This is a genomic window from Lysinibacillus sp. NPDC097195, from assembly GCF_044762075.1.
Lineage (GTDB): Bacteria > Bacillota > Bacilli > Bacillales_A > Planococcaceae > Lysinibacillus.
The window spans coordinates 330,007-348,629 of sequence record NZ_JBIWDP010000003.1; the positions used below are offsets into that span (position 1 = coordinate 330,007).

At 38.9% G+C, this 18,623-nt stretch carries 14 protein-coding genes, 21 tRNA genes, 1 rRNA gene and 2 riboswitches; of the genes, 4 read left to right on the forward strand and 32 right to left on the reverse strand.

Going from position 1 to position 18,623, the window contains the following annotated elements:
• Positions 1 to 8: 8 nt before the first annotated feature.
• The gene (locus tag ACIQXI_RS16845) at positions 9 to 1,832 is read right to left on the reverse strand and encodes an APC family permease (RefSeq protein WP_402927230.1); all 1,824 of its coding nucleotides are present in this window, start codon (positions 1,830 to 1,832) and stop codon (positions 9 to 11) included.
• A gap of 178 nt (positions 1,833 to 2,010) precedes the next feature.
• A riboswitch (cyclic di-AMP (ydaO/yuaA leader) is annotated at positions 2,011 to 2,157 on the reverse strand.
• A gap of 358 nt (positions 2,158 to 2,515) precedes the next feature.
• Between ACIQXI_RS16845 and ACIQXI_RS16850 the strand changes: the two genes are divergently transcribed.
• On the forward strand, positions 2,516 to 3,781 hold the full coding sequence (locus tag ACIQXI_RS16850; protein WP_402927233.1) for an Nramp family divalent metal transporter: 1,266 nt from the start codon (positions 2,516 to 2,518) through the stop codon (positions 3,779 to 3,781).
• Between the two features lie 187 nt (positions 3,782 to 3,968).
• On the opposite strand, the gene ACIQXI_RS16855 is transcribed toward ACIQXI_RS16850, so the two are convergent.
• The 3 genes from ACIQXI_RS16855 to ACIQXI_RS16865 all read right to left on the reverse strand — a co-directional run bounded on the left by ACIQXI_RS16855 (position 3,969) and on the right by ACIQXI_RS16865 (position 5,430).
• Positions 3,969 to 4,283 (reverse strand): DMT family transporter, encoded by a 315-nt coding sequence (locus tag ACIQXI_RS16855; protein WP_402927235.1) that lies wholly within the window; start codon positions 4,281 to 4,283, stop codon positions 3,969 to 3,971.
• A 1-nt stretch (position 4,284) separates the two neighbouring features.
• Positions 4,285 to 4,632, reverse strand: a complete 348-nt coding sequence (locus ACIQXI_RS16860; protein WP_402927237.1) for a DMT family transporter — start codon at positions 4,630 to 4,632, stop codon at positions 4,285 to 4,287.
• Positions 4,633 to 4,836: 204 nt separating this feature from the next.
• Positions 4,837 to 5,430, reverse strand: a complete 594-nt coding sequence (locus tag ACIQXI_RS16865) for a TetR/AcrR family transcriptional regulator (protein ID WP_402927240.1) — start codon at positions 5,428 to 5,430, stop codon at positions 4,837 to 4,839.
• A gap of 334 nt (positions 5,431 to 5,764) precedes the next feature.
• Between ACIQXI_RS16865 and ACIQXI_RS16870 the strand changes: the two genes are divergently transcribed.
• Complete coding sequence (locus tag ACIQXI_RS16870; RefSeq protein ID WP_402927243.1) at positions 5,765 to 6,880, forward strand: class II histone deacetylase; 1,116 nt, start codon at positions 5,765 to 5,767, stop codon at positions 6,878 to 6,880.
• A gap of 53 nt (positions 6,881 to 6,933) precedes the next feature.
• Positions 6,934 to 8,316, forward strand: a complete 1,383-nt coding sequence (locus ACIQXI_RS16875; protein WP_402927245.1) for a purine-cytosine permease family protein — start codon at positions 6,934 to 6,936, stop codon at positions 8,314 to 8,316.
• Between the two features lie 75 nt (positions 8,317 to 8,391).
• Here ACIQXI_RS16875 and ACIQXI_RS16880 read toward each other — a convergent pair whose 3' ends face one another.
• The 5 genes from ACIQXI_RS16880 to ACIQXI_RS16900 all read right to left on the reverse strand — a co-directional run bounded on the left by ACIQXI_RS16880 (position 8,392) and on the right by ACIQXI_RS16900 (position 13,613).
• On the reverse strand, positions 8,392 to 9,081 hold the full coding sequence (locus ACIQXI_RS16880; RefSeq protein ID WP_402927247.1) for an ABC transporter permease: 690 nt from the start codon (positions 9,079 to 9,081) through the stop codon (positions 8,392 to 8,394).
• A complete protein-coding gene (locus ACIQXI_RS16885) occupies positions 9,074 to 9,997 on the reverse strand; it encodes an ABC transporter ATP-binding protein (protein WP_402927249.1) in 924 nt (307 codons plus the stop codon). Before ACIQXI_RS16885 ends, ACIQXI_RS16880 begins: the two co-directional genes overlap by 8 nt.
• Before the next feature lie 137 nt (positions 9,998 to 10,134).
• Complete coding sequence (locus ACIQXI_RS16890; protein ID WP_402927252.1) at positions 10,135 to 11,070, reverse strand: sensor histidine kinase; 936 nt, start codon at positions 11,068 to 11,070, stop codon at positions 10,135 to 10,137.
• 4 nt (positions 11,071 to 11,074) lie between these two features.
• Positions 11,075 to 11,767 (reverse strand): response regulator transcription factor, encoded by a 693-nt coding sequence (locus ACIQXI_RS16895; protein WP_402927254.1) that lies wholly within the window; start codon positions 11,765 to 11,767, stop codon positions 11,075 to 11,077.
• Between the two features lie 382 nt (positions 11,768 to 12,149).
• The gene (locus tag ACIQXI_RS16900) at positions 12,150 to 13,613 is read right to left on the reverse strand and encodes an amino acid permease (protein ID WP_402927256.1); all 1,464 of its coding nucleotides are present in this window, start codon (positions 13,611 to 13,613) and stop codon (positions 12,150 to 12,152) included.
• 83 nt (positions 13,614 to 13,696) lie between these two features.
• Positions 13,697 to 13,872, reverse strand: a riboswitch (Lysine riboswitch).
• 178 nt (positions 13,873 to 14,050) lie between these two features.
• Between ACIQXI_RS16900 and ACIQXI_RS16905 the strand changes: the two genes are divergently transcribed.
• Positions 14,051 to 15,256 (forward strand): CynX/NimT family MFS transporter, encoded by a 1,206-nt coding sequence (locus tag ACIQXI_RS16905; protein ID WP_402927257.1) that lies wholly within the window; start codon positions 14,051 to 14,053, stop codon positions 15,254 to 15,256.
• A 101-nt stretch (positions 15,257 to 15,357) separates the two neighbouring features.
• Here ACIQXI_RS16905 and ACIQXI_RS16910 read toward each other — a convergent pair whose 3' ends face one another.
• From ACIQXI_RS16910 to rrf, 23 genes are all read right to left on the reverse strand, one after another.
• Positions 15,358 to 16,404: a nitric oxide synthase oxygenase gene (locus ACIQXI_RS16910; protein WP_402927259.1), complete on the reverse strand. Its 1,047-nt coding sequence runs from the start codon at positions 16,402 to 16,404 to the stop codon at positions 15,358 to 15,360.
• Positions 16,405 to 16,610: 206 nt separating this feature from the next.
• Positions 16,611 to 16,682, reverse strand: a tRNA-Glu gene (locus ACIQXI_RS16915).
• Between the two features lies 1 nt (position 16,683).
• Positions 16,684 to 16,760, reverse strand: a tRNA-Asn gene (locus ACIQXI_RS16920).
• Between the two features lie 12 nt (positions 16,761 to 16,772).
• A tRNA-Ile gene (locus tag ACIQXI_RS16925) sits at positions 16,773 to 16,846 on the reverse strand.
• Between the two features lie 4 nt (positions 16,847 to 16,850).
• A tRNA-Gly gene (locus tag ACIQXI_RS16930) sits at positions 16,851 to 16,924 on the reverse strand.
• An 8-nt stretch (positions 16,925 to 16,932) separates the two neighbouring features.
• Positions 16,933 to 17,005, reverse strand: a tRNA-Phe gene (locus ACIQXI_RS16935).
• Between the two features lie 10 nt (positions 17,006 to 17,015).
• Positions 17,016 to 17,108, reverse strand: a tRNA-Ser gene (locus ACIQXI_RS16940).
• 15 nt (positions 17,109 to 17,123) lie between these two features.
• Positions 17,124 to 17,199: transfer RNA gene (locus ACIQXI_RS16945), tRNA-Ala, on the reverse strand.
• 11 nt (positions 17,200 to 17,210) lie between these two features.
• Positions 17,211 to 17,287: transfer RNA gene (locus ACIQXI_RS16950), tRNA-Pro, on the reverse strand.
• 23 nt (positions 17,288 to 17,310) lie between these two features.
• A tRNA-Arg gene (locus ACIQXI_RS16955) sits at positions 17,311 to 17,387 on the reverse strand.
• A 14-nt stretch (positions 17,388 to 17,401) separates the two neighbouring features.
• Positions 17,402 to 17,490 (reverse strand) — tRNA-Leu (locus tag ACIQXI_RS16960).
• Positions 17,491 to 17,495: 5 nt separating this feature from the next.
• Positions 17,496 to 17,570: transfer RNA gene (locus tag ACIQXI_RS16965), tRNA-Gly, on the reverse strand.
• A gap of 46 nt (positions 17,571 to 17,616) precedes the next feature.
• Positions 17,617 to 17,701 (reverse strand) — tRNA-Leu (locus ACIQXI_RS16970).
• Positions 17,702 to 17,709: 8 nt separating this feature from the next.
• Positions 17,710 to 17,782, reverse strand: a tRNA-Lys gene (locus ACIQXI_RS16975).
• A gap of 15 nt (positions 17,783 to 17,797) precedes the next feature.
• Positions 17,798 to 17,872 (reverse strand) — tRNA-Gln (locus ACIQXI_RS16980).
• A gap of 11 nt (positions 17,873 to 17,883) precedes the next feature.
• A tRNA-His gene (locus ACIQXI_RS16985) sits at positions 17,884 to 17,959 on the reverse strand.
• Positions 17,960 to 17,995: 36 nt separating this feature from the next.
• Positions 17,996 to 18,069: transfer RNA gene (locus tag ACIQXI_RS16990), tRNA-Trp, on the reverse strand.
• Positions 18,070 to 18,081: 12 nt separating this feature from the next.
• Positions 18,082 to 18,165 (reverse strand) — tRNA-Tyr (locus tag ACIQXI_RS16995).
• A gap of 9 nt (positions 18,166 to 18,174) precedes the next feature.
• A tRNA-Thr gene (locus ACIQXI_RS17000) sits at positions 18,175 to 18,247 on the reverse strand.
• A 9-nt stretch (positions 18,248 to 18,256) separates the two neighbouring features.
• Positions 18,257 to 18,329: transfer RNA gene (locus ACIQXI_RS17005), tRNA-Asp, on the reverse strand.
• Positions 18,330 to 18,335: 6 nt separating this feature from the next.
• Positions 18,336 to 18,410 (reverse strand) — tRNA-Met (locus ACIQXI_RS17010).
• Positions 18,411 to 18,434: 24 nt separating this feature from the next.
• A tRNA-Val gene (locus tag ACIQXI_RS17015) sits at positions 18,435 to 18,510 on the reverse strand.
• Between the two features lie 14 nt (positions 18,511 to 18,524).
• Positions 18,525 to 18,623, reverse strand: a 5S ribosomal RNA gene (gene rrf / locus ACIQXI_RS17020); the annotation flags it as partial.

Sequence of the window (18,623 nt, forward strand, 5' to 3'; positions counted from 1 at the left end):
GCTAGTCATTATTTTGATAAATGGAAAGGTACTGTCATAATGACGACATTTTTGTGAAATAACAGCGATGTTCGGATTAATAGACTCGATTGATTGTGCAGCATATGATGCCACCCTTTTTTCGGTAAAAACTGTGGAATCACTACCGTTACTTGATAACCCATTTTTGCATATTGATGTTCTACCTTATCAATAAATTTTTTCAAAGGATGCGTAATACTGCGATATGGCGAATAGTAAGTAACAAGCCGTACATCTGGTTGCCATGCTTTCCATTTTTCTTCAAAGGCTTTTGCATCTGCCTGATCAAATGCGACGTAAAAGGCGATTACTTTTTCAACGTTCAAAGACTTCGCGTAATGCAGTGAATTTTCTACCACTTTTGTAATACCGGCTACTGGCACGATAAAGACATTGCCATCCACGGTCGGTAATGTTTCTCCACTAAGTCGTAGTTGCTCCCCAACAGCATTGTAATGATGCTTAATGCGATGAAACATCCAAATAATAAGTGGTAAAAAGATAAATACCGGCCATACTTGAGGAAGTTTAGTAACAAAAAACATCATCGCTACGACAAATGAAATAGCTGCCCCAATTGAATTAATAATAAATTTCATAACCCAACCACTAGGCTTTTCACGCCACCATTTTCGCATCATACCAGATTGGGCTAATGTAAATGGAATAAACACACCAACTGCATAGAGCGGAATTAGATGCTCTGTCGTGCCGTCAAACAAAATAATAAGTACGATAGCTGCTAAACCAAGCATCATAATGCCATTTGAATAGCCAAGACGGTCGCCGCGAATTTGAAATATTCTCGGAATAAAGCCATCTTTCGATAAATTGACTGCCAATAAAGGAAAGGCTGAATAACCTGTATTCGCAGCAAGCACTAAAATCATTGCTGTCGTTCCTTGCACAATATAATAAAATATATTGCGCCCAACACTTGCTTCGGCAATTTGTGAAACGACCGTTGCTTGTGCATTTGGTGCGACTCCATAGAAATAAGCTAAGCCTACAATTCCAATAAAGAGTACTGCTAAAATACTCCCCATCGCTAGGAGTGTTTTCGCTGCATTTACCGGTGCTGGGCTTTTAAAATTCGGAATTGCATTCGATATGGCTTCAACACCTGTTAACGCCGAGCTTCCTGAAGCAAATGCTTTTAATAATAAAAACAAACTAATGCCTGCAACAGGTGTACCGATTTTAGAATGTAAATCTGCTGGAACTTGCCCAGTTGCTACGTTATACATTCCTACCCCAATAAGTACTAACATGACAACGACGAATAAATATACTGGGTACGCTAAAATAGATGCCGATTCAGTAACCCCTCGTAAATTTAAGATTGTTAAGCAAATAACAAAAAATACAGCAATCGGTACATTATAAGCATGCAAACTTGGAAATGCCGACGTAATGGCATCTGTCCCCGCTGAAACACTTACTGCAACCGTTAAAATATAATCAACAAGTAAAGACCCTCCCGCTACAAGGCCTGCATTTACCCCTAAATTTTCACGCGATACTACATATGCTCCACCGCCGTGTGGATAAGCGAAAATAACTTGGCGATACGATAAAGTAAGTGCGATAAGCAGCACTACTACCCCGGCTGCAATCGGTAACGAATACCAAAAGGCGACCGTACTAACAGTCATCAGCACAATTAAAATTTGTTCTGGGCCATATGCCACCGAAGACAATGCATCTGATGAAAGTATGGCAAGCGCCTTTGTTTTACTAAGCTTTTGTTCCCCTAATGCATCGGATCTTAATGGTTTACCGATAACATAACGTTTGAATGATGATCTCATCCTTAACACCTTCTAGTTTCATAGAGTGTGTTTCATTTTTCTAAATCGATTACACCTTCGCATAATCGGTCTCTTTCTATCTACTGGGGCTTTTATCGTAAGAAATGACAGCAAAAAACGCCTACAAGTCATCACTAAATACGACTTGTAGACGTCTTAACGTCTGACAAGCTCCAACTTTTCTGCTCTTAACGCTTACGAGGTTAGCTGTCGGATTCGGGCCTGAGTAGCCCTACTCTTGAAAAAGAGATTCACCCCAAGAATTGTTTACACAATCCATCAAAATTGGGTCCCCCGCGTTTAGTTGCTTCAGCGATTTAGAAATTTGAAACTTTTATAATGATGTCATATTACGCCTGTAAATAAAAAAAGTAAAGAAGTTATTGCCTGGTTTTTTGTAAATTTTTTGGTGGCGTTTTCATTTGCCTTTGTGGCGATTTTGTATGGTTTGGGGGCGATTTGAAGTCCATTCGTGGCTGTTTCACATCGTTTTGTGGCAATTCAGCAATTATCCACGAATCACCCCGTAAATCAACCATTTACCAGCATTTTTTATAATTTACAAAAAAATAATGAGCAAACTTCTTCACATTTTTCAGTTCTAGCTATAGAATAGTAGTATTATTATTTTCCCATAGGAAACTTTATTTCATTTACGATACTTTTTGAAACGAGGGAACAAGATGGCCTATAAACAAATTACAAAACCGGCAGCTCAAGCTGTTTTAGATGGAGATATAAAAGGCTGGCGGCGCATTTTACCTTTCCTAGGTCCGGCATTTATTGCGGCTGTTGCCTATATTGATCCCGGCAACTTTGCTACAAATATTACAGCTGGCTCGCAGTACGGATATTTACTTCTTTGGGTTATTGCCTTTTCTAATTTAATGGCTGTACTCATTCAATCTTTATCAGCCAAACTCGGCATTGCAACGGGAAAAAACTTGCCAGAAATAGCAAGAGAGAACTTTTCTAAAAAAACTTCTATATTTTTATGGATTCAGGCTGAACTTGTCATTATTGCCACCGATCTCGCAGAATTTATCGGGGCTGCCCTCGGTCTATACTTATTATTTGATATTCCGATGCTGCCAGCAGCACTTATTACAGCCATTGGTTCATTTGCAATTTTAGAACTACAACGTAGAGGTTTTAGAGCGTTTGAAGCAGGTATTTCTGGTATGGTACTCATTGTTGTGCTCGCGTTTGCGTTCCAAACATTTTTAGCACAGCCAAATTGGGGCGACGTAACATTAGGAATGCTGACACCTCAATTTGATGGTGTTGACTCCCTTTTACTTGCTACAGGTATTTTAGGGGCAACCGTTATGCCACACGCTATTTACTTGCATTCTTCATTAACACAAAATCGAGTAGTTGGTCGTAATGACAATGAAAAACGACGTATTTTCCGCTTCGAATTTATCGATATCGTCATTGCAATGATTATCGCTGGTGCGATTAACATGAGTATGCTGATTATTGCAGCAGCCGTATTCCATACGCAAGGCTTAGTAGTGGAGGATTTAGATATCGCCTATAACGGCTTACGAGAAGCGCTTGGACCTATGGCAGCGGTATCTTTCGGACTGGGACTTCTTATTGCAGGGCTTGCAAGTTCTTCTGTCGGGACATTGGCAGGCGACGTTGTTATGCAAGGCTTTATTCAACGCAAAATTCCGCTATATTTACGTCGAGCGATTACGATGATTCCACCGTTGGCTATTATTGCAGCGGGTGTCAATGCCACTTATGCGCTTGTTTTAAGTCAAGTCATTCTGTCATTCGGTATAGCTTTTGCGCTTATCCCACTTGTGATGTTTACAAGTAAAAAGACCATTATGGGTAGCCTAGTTAATCACCGTATTACGACAATTCTTGGATGGTTTGTCGTTGTCATTGTCGTTACGTTAAATATCTACTTATTATGGGAAACGTTATTTGCTTAAAATATAGGTAGAATAAGCAAAAAGTGTTAGATTGACTAAAATCAATCTAACACTTTTTCTATACCGTTGATGTCCGCTACGGCGGCCGCTTTCCGAGGGCACACACGTAAGCCGCGGGAGTCGCCGCCTTCGCTACCATCAACTAGTAGTCTCTCGAAATTCATTAAATGCTTTATCTAGCCAAGTATTATGACAATGCCTTTAACCCTACAACTCCAATGATGATACAGCAAACACTCGCTAAACGGCCTTTACTTTTGGATTCACCGAAAAACAGCATGTTGATTAACACTGCTCCTGCCGTACCAATACCTATCCACACTGCATAAGCTGTACTTGTTTGTAAAAATTCAAAGGACTTATATAAAAAGCTAAGAGACGCAGCAAACCCTCCTACGTAGAGCAGCATACTAATAAATCCTTTTTTTGTGCTGTATTTTTTTAAACCAATCACCGATACAAGTTCACTCGATGCAGCTAATAAAACAAAAAGCCATCCCATACTATATCACCTCTTTTGCACGTTTATGCTCTTCCACGCTATCCGCAACTTTTAAGCCAATCACACCTATAATTAAGATTAAAATAAAGACAAGCTTACCGATGCTCACTACTTGATTAAATAATAAAATATCCATTAACGTTGTCCCCATCGTGCCTATTGCGGCGAAAATCGCATACACTGTGCCAGTTGGCAATTTCTCACATGCTTTTGATAAAAAGTGCAAATCTAGCCCGATAAATATGACAATTAATAGCCAGTGCCACCAATGTGAGGCCACGTTAAAGCCGTAGATCCATACTAATTCAAAAAAACTTGTTAACCCTACATACAACCATGCTCTTCCCATTAAAAACCCTCCATAAAATAATGACTGAACTTCATTCATTTTTTGCGTAAAAAGAAACTACTTTATTATTTTAGTAAAAATCCGCTACCTTATTGGAAGATGTTGCAATCACTTACATTCCACACATCAAGTGAAAAAAACTAGCGGTATCGTTTTACAAAAAAAATTATAGATATCAAAAAAATAATATAACTAAATTAGCTACTATGCTTTTTTTGCAACAGCATTGTTTAAAATTAACGCATTACAAATAAATTCAAGTAAATCTTTTTTGTCTGCATCAATTAATACTTCATCTTTTGAATCAAATAAGTAAGCCCGTTCTGCTGCAGCCTCTATTAACCCAAACACCATCTTAGCCGTTGAATAAGAATCAATTGCTAATAAAATTTCACCTTTCGACTTTGCGCCGTCCAGCTCTTTTTTTAACCAATTATAGTAAGGTGTATACGCATTTACCCAGTCTTTTAAATAATCCGAAGCCGACAAACCAGCATAAATGATTGCGACAAGTTCCTTATGCTCCCTCGTCATCATAAATATTGTATCGATTAATTGTTTAAATTTCTCAACTAGTGTTGCTTGCTCATCCACATTTTTTTGTATTGCTTCAAAAATATTATCAACCATTACTTTAGCAATGGCGGGCATAAGTGACATTTTTGAAGGAAAGTACAAATAAAAAGTTCCTTGTGCTATACCAGCCCTTTTTACAATATCAGCGATTTTTATTTTGTCGATACCTTGTTCTTTAAATAGTTGAATAGCAGAGGTTACGATGCGTTTTTCCTTATCCATTATGCGCCCCCCTATAAAATCTTGAATTTTTAAAAATTGTAATCCAAACAAATATAGAATTCAACTAATACTTTTAATAAATCATACAATTTTCTTGTTAAAGAATAGTTAAATTTATTAAGTTTTCCTAATTGAAAAAAAATTAGTTTGACAAATGAACCATATTCATTTAAATTTTATCCCAAGGAAGATGACTTAAATTCATTTTAAGAAAAATCTGCCTTAAGTAGTATTTTTGTGACTGCAAGCACTAATTTTCACCTTAACTTTGGATAGCACCAAGGAAAAAATAGGTAAATAGGCATTACTTTTAAAACGAAGGGGCGGAAAATTGATGAAAACAGGTTATATTTTTGACGAAAGTTATTTCTGGCATGATAACGGAAGTGGAACTTTATATTTACCTTCAGGTGGTTATTTAGAAACAGATGTCTTTGTTGAACATCCTTCAACAAAAAGACGTATTAATAATTTACTAAACCGTTGCGGTTTAATGAAAGCATTAGAACAAATTGAGCCACGCTCTGCAACACGCGAGGAAATTGAAATGTTCCATACGAAGGAATATGTAGATAAAGTAAAGCATTTGAGTGATACAACTGGTGGTGACGCTGGGGATCACGCCATTGTTGGTAGAGGCTCTTATGAAATTGCTTTACTGTCAACTGGTGGTGCTTTAAAAGCTGTGGATGTTGTGATGAACGGTGAAGTCGATAATGTTTATGCATTAACTCGCCCACCAGGTCATCATGCAGAGGCTGCAAAAGGTATTGGCTTCTGTATTTTCAATAATGTTGCGATTGCCGCTAAATATGCAAAACAAAAGTACAATTTAGAACGTGTAATGGTGCTAGATTGGGATGTACACCATGGTAATGGTACCGAAAGTGCATTCTACGATACAGATGGTGTATTATTCTTCTCCGTACATCAGCATTTAAGCTTCCCGAATAATACCGGTTATGCCGAAAACGTAGGTGAAGCTGACGGTAAAGGCTTTAACGTCAACATCCCGCTTCCTCCAGGCACAGGAAATGCAGGCTATATTGAAGCATTTAAGTCGATTGTAGAACCAATCGTCAATGACTATAAACCAGAGCTAATTATTATTTCTGCTGGACAAGATCCAGGCATGTTCGATCCACTTGGACGTATGAATATGACTGCTGAAGGCTTTGCAGAGCTAACGAAAATCATGATGAACTTAGCAAACAAGCATACCGATGGAAAAATCGTCTTTTGCCATGAGGGTGGTTACAGCAACGCTTATGTTCCATTCTGTACTTTACGCATTATTGAAGAATTATGCGGCGTAAAAAGTGATGTAGAAGACCCGTTCCAAGATTCACAAGGCTATCCAGATTTCGTAAACGAAGTAGAAAAGAAAGCCATTAATGAAGTAATCGCTATTCAATCTGGTTATTGGCCATCATTAAAAGTTACTGTTTAATGCTATAACACTATTACTATATTTCAAATGTTTAAATAAGAGGGAGGGTATCTATGAGCAATTCGTCAATTGAGGAAATTAGTTATGAACATATTCCTTTAGAACAGCGTAATGGCACTGCCAAAGAGTTATTTTTCACATGGTTTGCTGCAAGTACAGTTTCTACAACACTTGTAACTGGTTCACTCGCTATTGTATTAGGTTTAAATTTTTGGTGGTCATTAGTTGCTATCTTATTAGGGCACGGCATTGGTGCTACTATTATGGCACTCCATTCTGCTACAGGCCCAAAAGCAGGTTTACCACAAGTAGTACAAAGTAGAGCACAATTTGGCTACTTCGGGGCCATTTTGCCGATGTTAATTATTCTTATTATGTATTTAGGCTACGGCGCAACAAATACAGTATTAGTCGGCCAGGGCGTGGAAGAAACACTCGGTCTTAACATGAATGTAACTGTTATCGTTAGTCTTATTCCGATGGTACTTCTCGCTATTTTTGGACAAGGCCTACTGCAAAAATCAATGAAAATTTATACGATTGGCTTTACAGCAGTATTTTTTATTTTATCGATTATGATTTTAATGAATGTATCAATGGAGCTTTTAAATGCTGGTAGTTTTTCTTTCAGCCAGTTTTTATTAATGACTTCTATCTGTGTTACATGGCAAATTACATATGGTCCTTATGTATCTGACCATTCAAGATTTATTCACCCATCCCAATCGAAAAAGGTGTTTACTTATAGTTACCTTGGAAGCTTTGCTAGTTCAGTATGGTTGATGGTTTTAGGTGCTGCCATTGCGACAATGGTTGTTAACGGCAATGTGATGGCACAAATTAAAGATATGGGCTCACTAGGTTTCATCATTGCCCTATTATTATCACTTGGTGTTCTGGTTATTAACTCCTTAAACATTTATGGAGCAGGCATTATTATTTTATCGATTGCGAGCAATTTTTTAACATTTAAAACATCTGCTAGACTACGTACTATTACTTCTATTGCTATTGGAGTAATTATTGCTGTTATTGCCACTTGGAGCTCTAGCAATTTCATGGCTAATTTCCAATTATACTTAGGGTTTATTTTATTCTTTATTATCCCGTGGAGCATGATTACATTAACAGATTTTTACATTTTAAAGAGAGTACATTATCCACCAGATGAGTTCAATAAAAAGGATGGTATTTTCGGCAAAATTAATATCCCAACTATGGTTATTTATTTGCTAACGATTTTTATTCAAATTCCATTTATTAATACGGAGTTATATGTAGGTCCTATCGCTAAAATGCTAGATGGACTAGATATAGCATGGATTATAGGTGGTGCAGTTTCTTTCCTACTATATATTAGCTTTGCGAAATTAACGGCACCTGCCAAACTTACTGTAGACGTCTACCCAACGTCTAATGTACCAGAAAATAATTAATAAATATGGTTCGCCAGGCTTCCCCAAAGCCTTTTGAAGCCCCTGTATTGTATTCCACACAGGGGCTTTTCTATATTAAACATCTACTTTTTCGATGTTGCGGATTGCTAAATAAGCTACAACTATGCCAATAATGGCTAATGTAATAGGGATGATGATAATATCGTTTAAGGAAAAACTACCCGTATTTGAAGATACAACCATGACAATCAACAATGATGACAGGATTGTTGTTGGAATGGAGTATTTTTTCATACCAAAATACAATGGAATAAGAGCCATACCAGAAGCTGCTACAGCATTCATAAGCACAGTAGGAATGCGTTGGATAATCATTGCATTCGTCAACGTATCTTGAACAAGTTGGAAGTTTGTGCTAATTACAAGGAAAATGATTGTTACAAAAATATTTGAAAGTATTATAGCGCTAAATGTAAATAGCACGACAATAGCAAGCTTTGCGGCAATGAACTTTTTTCTATTAATCGGATACATAAATGCTGTTATAATTGTTTTATTTTTATATTCTCCAATAATAAGCTTTGCTATTAATGTTGCGGCAAAAATAATAAATACACATCTTACAAATGAATCAATAATAGCGAAAGCTATAGGATAATTTTCTAGCACTATATCACCTTCGAATTTTGAAATAACTACAATCATAAACATAAATCCTAATATAGCGATATTGGCGATGATTGCTGCTTTTACATACCTAGCAAATTGGTATTTTTTCATTTCTAAACGCATCAAATTAAGCATGGACCTTCCCCCCATTGATCAATTTCATGAAATAATCCTCTAAGGAACTTGTTTTTCTAGTAATTTCTTCAATCTCGATGTCATGCTCTATTAACGTTTTAGAGATTACTTTTTGTGAAATGGACGTATCATAAATACGAATACAGTGCTCATCTATACATTTAAAATTGGCAATTTTTAATTGACTATCTAATAAAAAGGCTGCCTTTTTCCCATCACTCACAATTAATTCAATAAAATCTGCCTGGTTATGACTTATCTGCTCCATTGATACTTCAGCAATTAATTTACCATTATTAATGACGCCAATTGTATCCGCAATTTGCTCGATTTCAGCTAATATATGGCTGGAAACGATAATAGTAATGCCATACTCTTTACTTAACATTTTGAATAATTGTCTTAGCTCCCTTATGCCAACTGGGTCAAGCCCATTAATGGGTTCATCTAAAATAAGCAACTCAGGTTTAGTCAAAATTGCACGGGCTATACCTAATCGTTGCTTCATCCCTAGTGAAAAATCTCTTACTTTTTTACCCTCCACATTGATTAATTTTACTAAATCCAGCACATGCCCAATTTCATTTTTATTGTAATATCCCATATATTCGCAATGTAATTCGAGATTTTCGTGAGCAGTTAACTTTTCATAAAAAATTGGATATTCAATAATTGTACCCATCCTCTTTAACACTTCATATGAATGATTCGTTAGTTTTTCACCAAAAATTTCGATATCCCCATTTGTTGGTTTAGCCAAATTCGTTAGCATTTTCATAACCGTTGTCTTCCCTGCACCATTTGGACCTAAAAATCCATAAATCTCTCCCTTCTTCACATGTATATTGACAGAGGAAACTACTTCATTTCCTTCATAGACTTTTGTAAGTTGATTTGTTTTTACAATAAACGCCATTGCAACCATCTCCCTTATTTGTGGCTTTCTTTATTATAAGAAGAAAAACTCTCTATTTTATTACTTGATTCTTACAAATTTCTTAAGAAATGAAAAAAAGCCTATAGAGCATTTTTAGCTCTACAAGCAGGGCTAGCTTAGTACATTATTCTTTTTAAGGAAACAGTAAAAACCGTTTTTTCATAAGGTATACTCGTCAGTTGGATAGTACCATTCATGATTTCTACAAGCCGCTTCGTTATCGTGAGACCTAGCCCACTCCCTTGAAAGCTTTTATTCCTTGAGTCTTCAAGCGTATACATTCTCTCAAAGACGCTATCGATATGAAATTCATCAATCCCTTTGCCACAATCCCAGACATCAATATAAACATCACTAGTATCAGTCCTTATTGTTAGCCCTAGTTTCCGCCCTTCAGCCCCGTAAGCGATGGCATTAGCGATTAAATTGTTTAATACTCTATCTAATGCATCCTCATTGCCTAGAGCATAAATCGGTGCTTCTGGTATGTGAATGTCAATATCAAGGCCTAACGACATCACCATATCATAAAATGATAAAATATTTTTTCGGCAAATTTCATTTACGTTTACTTTTGTTATGGGGTAATCTGTATCGCCCGCTTCAATTTTGGCCAAATCAAAAAATGTATGAATAAGCTTCAGTACTTCCTCTGTTTTCACATGGATTCCTGCAAGTAAACGATTGCGTTCTGCATCGCTTAGCGAATGTTGTAGCTGCAGCATTTCTGTATAGCCTAGTACAACGGTTAATGGCGTTTTTAAATCATGTGAGATATTAGCAAGCATTTTTTTCATCGAGCTTTCTGTTTTGCGATGTTTGGCTAGTATTTTATGTGTATCCTCCAGCAATGCATTGATAGTAGTAAGTAATGTTTGTAATTCTTGATTCGTTGTAGCAACTAAAATTTTCTCGTGTGATTGTGTATTCATAATAGCTTGTAGTTTTGTGTGCATGTAATGGAGTGTAACGTTTTGCTGCCGTTTTTCTTTGCTCTGAAACATAATGATAGCTATAAGAAAAAGAATAATAATTGTTAGAAATAATGTCATATCGCTAGCCCTCAAATTTATAGCCAATCCCCCAAAGTGTTTTAATATACTGGGGTTTGGAAGGATCGTCTTCGATTTTTTCTCGTAATCTTCTTATATGGACATTAATTATATTTTCATCGCCATAATAGTCATCATTCCAAATCAATTGATAGATTTGTTGTTTAGTAAAAACCCGATTGCGATTAGTAATAAATAATTTTAAAATAGCAAACTCTTTGGAAGTCAGCTTCAGCTGTTGTTGATCTTTCTGTACTGAAAAATTAACGACATCAATTACCAAGTTCCCAATAGTCATTGTTCCTTTTGCTTCTTCCATCGGACTTGAATATTGAGTCGCCCTTCTAATGGCGGCTTTTACACGCGCTGAAAATTCCAACATGGAAAATGGCTTGGCAATATAATCATCTGCACCTAATCCAAGGCCTAATGCTTTATCAACATCACTATCTTTTGCGGACATTATAATAATTGGTATTGCTTCTTTTTCGCGAACCCTTTTTAACACTTCTAAACCATCTAATTTAGGCATCATGATGTCCAAAATAATTAAATCAAAGGATTTTGTTAAACAAGTTTGCACTGCCTCTTCACCATTTGAAACAGCTGTAACAACAAAGCCTTCCATCATTAAAAATTTTTCAACCATTTCTCGTATCGCTACATCATCTTCTACAAGTAATATATGTTTTTGCAAGTTCAAGCACCCCGTTTCTAAAAACCTTCTTTTTATTAAATAACGACTCTTATAATTATTTGTAATGATTATCCTGACTTTATATAGCTTACCATATGTTATTTTTAATTTTAATGCTGTAATAACCATATACTTGTAAACAAAAAAGCTGTCCTCTACTGATAGGACAGCCTAAAACATATAGAAAGTGCCAGGCACTCAAACAATTATTGGAGCGGAGGGCGGCGACTCCTACGGGAACAGCACAACTACGTAAGACGCAACAGACCGCGCGTATGCGAGGGTTGCGGCTTACGTTGTGCCCGTGGAAAGCGTCCGCCCGTAGCGGAAATCAACGGTCATAAACTAAAAGCTGCCCTACGCTAGTAGGACAGCTCACTTTTTACTTTTCCACTTTTAAATCGCATTTTTCTAGTGGAATCATTTTCGTTTTATGTTTAATTTTATAGCCTAACCATAAGGCAACGAACAGCGGTATACCGATATATGAAACAAGGACACCATACCAGTCAATCGAATCGCCCGTGAAAGCTGTATAGTTTTGACCAATGACAACAATCATACAGACAGTAAATGCAAACAGTGGACCGAATGGATAGAGCTTTGCTTTATATGGCAGTAAATTCGTGTCTAAACCTTGCGCTTCATACGCTCTACGGAAGCGATAATGACTAAAAGCAATACCAAGCCAGGCAATGAAGCCTGACATCCCAGAAGCGTTTAAAAGCCACATATAAACAACGCCATCTCCAAAGAATGAAGCTAAAAATGCTAAGCAACCTACCGCTAATGTTAGTAGTAATGCATAAATCGGAATGCCACGACGGCTAAGCTTTGCAAAAATTTTAGGTGCGTGGCCATCTACTGCTAATTGCCATAACATACGAGATGAAGCATATAAACCAGAATTACCTGCGGACAACATCGCTGTTAAAATAATAGCATTCATTAATGAAGCCGCAAAAGCAATGCCTAAACGGTCAAATACTAATGTAAATGGAGATACTGCAATATCTTCAGATAATAAACGTGCATCCGTAAATGGAATCAACATCCCAATGGCTGCAATCGCTAAAATATAAAATAAAATAATACGCCAAAATACAGATTTAACAGCTTTCGGAATATTTTTACCTGGATCATCCGTTTCTCCAGCAGTGATTCCTAATAGCTCTGTCCCTTGGAACGAGAAGCCTGCTGCTAGAAATATACCGAATGTTGCAAGGAAGCCGCCATGGAATGGCCCATCACTGATAAAGAAATTTGTGAAGCCAACCGGTGCTTGCCCGCCTATAATACCGAAAATCATCAATAGGCTGACGATAATAAAAACAATAACCGTTGCAACTTTTATCATTGCAAACCAATATTCACTTTCCCCATAGCTTTTTACAGACAGTAAATTAAATGTTAGGACAATCGCAATAAATATAACAGTCCAAAGTGCAGAAGAACTGTCTGGGAACCAGTACTTCATAATAAGAGAAACTGCTGCAATTTCTGCTGCAATGGTAATTGCCCAGTTATACCAGTAGTTCCAGCCAAGGGCAAAGCCAAGCGCAGGATCTACAAATTTTGTTGCATACGTACTAAATGACCCTGATGACGGCATATAAGCTGCCATCTCGCCTAAGCTCGTCATTAAGAAATACACCATAATGCCGATTAGTGCATAGGCAAGAAGTGCACCGCCTGGCCCTGCTTGTGCTATTGCGCCACCACTTGCTAAAAATAGACCTGTTCCAATAGTACCGCCTAATGAAATCATTGTTATATGACGGCTTTTTAATTCTTTTTTCAGCTCCGGTGCTTTATGACCGAGCTGATTAACTTTTATCTCACTCACATTAAAGCTTCCTTCCTTTTATAAGAGGCAAAAAAATGCCATCACATGAACGTTGTGATGGCTAAGTAAATCCTCTGTTTCTTCAAAATGATAGCGCAACACGTTGTCCAACGTGACAGTTCTGTTCCTTTCGGAGACAGCCCCAGCATGAGGTTTTCAAGTCCCCTCACACTTCGGCGATATTTCCTTTCAGCTAACATCGTTAATGCTTGTCATCTCCATTAACTTACTAATAAATACCGCGACCTCTACCTCAATACAAACATGAGGCATATAATTATTAAATTTATGATGTGTCCTAGTTTATCATACGACCTAAGACATTTCAATAAAACGATTAAAGTTCCGTATTTTGTGAATATTCAACTATTTTTATTAATGTGTTAAAGTGTTATAGTGGCTTGAATTATAATTGTTGTATCAGGGAGGTACTTATTTTGACAACAAACGAAGAATCTACGTATCCTAGCAGAAAGATTAACTGGAAGGGCACAACGCTCTTATTAGTCATCGGTGTCATCTTTCTTGCTTCGACATTACGTATGCCATTAACGGTTGTAGGGCCGATTATTTCCTTTATTCGTGAGGATCTTGGCATATCCAATGTGCTGGCAGGCTTTCTAACAACTATTCCATTGCTTGCATTTGCACTCGTGTCACCCATTGCACCAGTAGTTGCACGAAAAATGGGGCTTGAATTGACACTATTTTTATCAACGATTTTATTAGCACTAGGAATTGTGTTGCGCTCACTTGGTACAACTGGTTTACTCGTGTTCGGTACAATGATAATTGGTATTGCTATTTCATTTGGTAACGTCCTAATACCAGGGCTGTTGAAATTGAAATTCCCTTATCACGTAGGCTTACTGATGGCCTTTTTTACAATGTCTATGAACTTAACTGCAGGAATTGGCGCTGGCATTAGTTATCCAATAGCCAATGCTTCTCTTGGCTGGCAAGGTGCACTTGCTATTGCGCTAGTTCTTGTTGTAGTAACGATTGTAATTTGGATTCCTCAATTAAAAGCGAATAAACCTGAACCAACTGTAGCCTCTACGAAAACGCGTATTCCATTATGGAAATCACCCGTTACTTGGGCAGTTACTGGCGCTATGGGTTTACAATCATTATTATTTTATACAACTGCAGCTTGGATTCCCGAAATCTATATCGCACAAGGAATCGCCCCAGATCGTGCTGGGTGGATGTTCTCCATCATGCAAATTTCTCAAGTACCTATGGCTCTAGCTGTACCGATTATCGCTAGTAAAATGACATCACAACGACCTCTAGTTTTGATGTTTACTGCATTTTATGTTGTCGGCTTTACTGGCCTTGTCATGGAATGGACTAGTCTTGCGGTATTGTGGATGATATTGCTAGGATTAGCAGGCGGCGCTTCATTTTCACTTGCCATGATGTTCTTTACACTTCGTACTCGTACGGCATATGAGGCAGCTGATTTATCGGGCTTTGCCCAATCATTAGGCTATTTATTAGCCGCAGTAGGCCCTATTTTATTTGGTTACCTGCATGATTTATTTGGTGGCTGGAACACCGCTGGTTGGCTATTTGTTGTCGTTGCGGCTTTACTATTCTTCTGCTCATTTAGAGCTTCTAAAAATGAATATGTAAATTAAAAAGTAAAAGTGTTAGATTGACTAATCAATCTAACACTTTTTTCAATCAGAAGTATTCAATAACTTTACACCTTGAGTACCTAGTATTAGCCACCTCATTTTCAGTAAGGGGGTTTTTGGTAGAAATAATTCGGCGTATTGTACACATTATTGTAAGGCTTATGAAAGATGTGAGTTGTTGCAGGCGATAATGGTGGAATCAACCAAGTCCAGTTACCTGTTAAATCACGTCCTGCCTTATGTTCTGCTTCTTCAAACAGCTTAAATTGCTGTGCCGCTGTATGATGATCGACAATACTGACACCATCTTCTTTAAAGGAATGAAGGACCGCAATATTTAATTCTACTAATGCGCGATCACGCCAAAGCGATGCCTGTCTCGTGGTATCGAGTCCAAAAATTTCAGCTATTCTCGGTAATATATTATAACGATCATGATCGGCTAAATTGCGTGCCCCAATTTCTGTCCCCATATACCAGCCATTAAAAGGGGCTGCCTGAAAATCAATACCTGCCATTTGAAACCGCATGCTCGAAATAATCGGCACCGCATACCATTTCAACGCAAGCTCTTCTACTTGGGGATGCTCAGGATGACGAATAGCAACTTCCAATACGTCCTCTTGAGGAATTGTAAAGCATTGTGGACTTCGATTATCCACCTGTATAACAAGGGGTAGCACATCAAAAGCTGTGCCCTCTCCACGCCAGCCTAGTGATTCACAAACCTTTGTAAAAGATACCGAATGTGGATCCCCAACAATGCCTTCAGCCGTTTCATAGCCTGCATAACGTATTAGCTGATGGTTCCAGACTCTCACTCTGTCAGCTGCAAATACCGTAATCGTTGGACGGATTTTACCATCATTTGTTGCATAACGAATATGATGCAATAGCTTTTGAAAAATTGCATGCTCATCTAAAATATCACGTGCATCCTCAACATGTAATGATTGCCAAAACAATCTACCGATACATTTATTACTATTACGCCATGCCACGCGTGCACCAAAAGTAAGCTCTTCTGTTGAAGGAATATATACACCTTCTTTGTCAACTTGTTGTAATCTATTTGTTAACCATTGTTCAGACTTATTTTGTTCCATTTGATAAAGTGCTAAAAAACGTCGTATCTCTTGTACATTCATGTCGTTTTCCTCCATCTATCCTCATATTAGATGAACAAAATTAAATTCACCACGAAAAAATCCGTCAGAAAACATACATCTTTTATATATGAAATACTTTGTTCAAATTTTAACTAGACGGTCGAACAAAACTTTTATCAGCTTACAGAAAAAAGCCCCATTACAAGAAAAAAGCATGTAGCAAAAATGCTACATGCTTTATTTGATGACCCCTACGGGATTCGAACCCGTGTTACCGCCGTGAAAGGGCGGTGTCTTAACCGCTTGACCAAGGGGCCATGGCTCCGAAGGCAGGACTCGAACCTGCGACAACCTGATTAACAGTCAGGTGCTACTACCAACTGAGCTACTTCGGAATAAATTTATAATGGGCCTAAATGGACTCGAACCATCGACCTCACGCTTATCAGGCGTGCGCTCTAACCAGCTGAGCTATAGGCCCTTCATGGAGCGGGTGATGAGAATCGAACTCACGACATCAGCTTGGAAGGCTGAGGTTTTACCATTAAACTACACCCGCAAAAAAGATGGGTCAGGACGGAATCGAACCGCCGACACTTAGAGCTTCAATCTAATGCTCTACCAACTGAGCTACTGACCCGAAATAAAAATGGAGGAGGTAGAGGGATTCGAACCCCCGCGCGGTGTTACCCGCCTGTCGGTTTTCAAGACCGATCCCTTCAGCCAGACTTGGGTATACCTCCGGAATTAAACAAATATGGTGGAGCCTAGCGGGATCGAACCGCTGACCTCCTGCGTGCAAGGCAGGCGCTCTCCCAGCTGAGCTAAGGCCCCAATTTAAAAGATGGTCGGAATGACAGGATTCGAACCTACGACCCCTTGGTCCCAAACCAAGTGCTCTACCAAGCTGAGCTACATTCCGTTACTGTCTATCTTATCTTTTTATGGCGCGCCCGGCAGGAGTCGAACCCACAACCTTCTGATCCGTAGTCAGACGCTCTATCCAATTGAGCTACGGGCGCATAATATTTAAAAATGGTGCCGAGGGCCGGAATCGAACCGGCACGGTAGTCACCTACCGCAGGATTTTAAGTCCTGTGCGTCTGCCAGTTCCGCCACCCCGGCACATTTGGAGCGGAAGACGAGGTTCGAACTCGCGACCCCCACCTTGGCAAGGTGGTGTTCTACCACTGAACTACTTCCGCATGTGCATAAGATTATTTATCCTGGCAATTATGTAATTAAAATAAATGGTGCGGGTGAAGGGAGTCGAACCCCCACGCCTTGCGGCGCTAGATCCTAAGTCTAGTGCGTCTGCCAATTCCGCCACACCCGCAAATATGATGAGCCATGAAGGACTCGAACCTTCGACCCTCTGATTAAAAGTCAGATGCTCTACCAACTGAGCTAATGGCTCATATTATTAATAAAATGGCTGGGGTACTAGGATTCGAACCTAGGCATGACGGAATCAAAATCCGTTGCCTTACCGCTTGGCTATACCCCAATAGTTTTATATGGGGCGACTGATGGGAATCGAACCCACGAATGTCGGAACCACAATCCGATGCGTTAACCACTTCGCCACAACCGCCATATGAAATATAACAGTAGTTTAACCTGAAAAATTTGGCAGGGGCAGTAGGAATCGAACCCACACCAAAGGTTTTGGAGACCTCTATTCTACCGTTGAACTATGCCCCTAAAAGTAAAAACTGGTGGAGGGGGACGGATTCGAACCGCCGAACCCTAAGGAGCGGATTTACAGTCCGCCGCGTTTAGCCACTTCGCTACCCCTCCAAGGGCTGATGCCGGCGATAGGAGTCGAACCCACGACCTACTGATTACAAGTCAGTTGCTCTACCAACTGAGCTACACCGGCATATAAAGACGGTCCCGACCGGGATCGAACCGGCGATCTCCTGCGTGACAGGCAGGCATGTTAACCGCTACACCACGGGACCATAATTTGGTTGCGGAGACAGGATTTGAACCTGTGACCTTCGGGTTATGAGCCCGACGAGCTACCACTGCTCCACCCCGCGATAATACTTTTAAAATTTATAAGATGGTGGAGGATGACGGGCTCGAACCGCCGACCCTCTGCTTGTAAGGCAGATGCTCTCCCAGCTGAGCTAATCCTCCCCATAAAAAATAAAGCGAAGCGACGTCCTACTCTCACAGGGGGAAGCCCCCAACTACCATCGGCGCTAAAGAGCTTAACTTCCGTGTTCGGTATGGGAACGGGTGTGACCTCT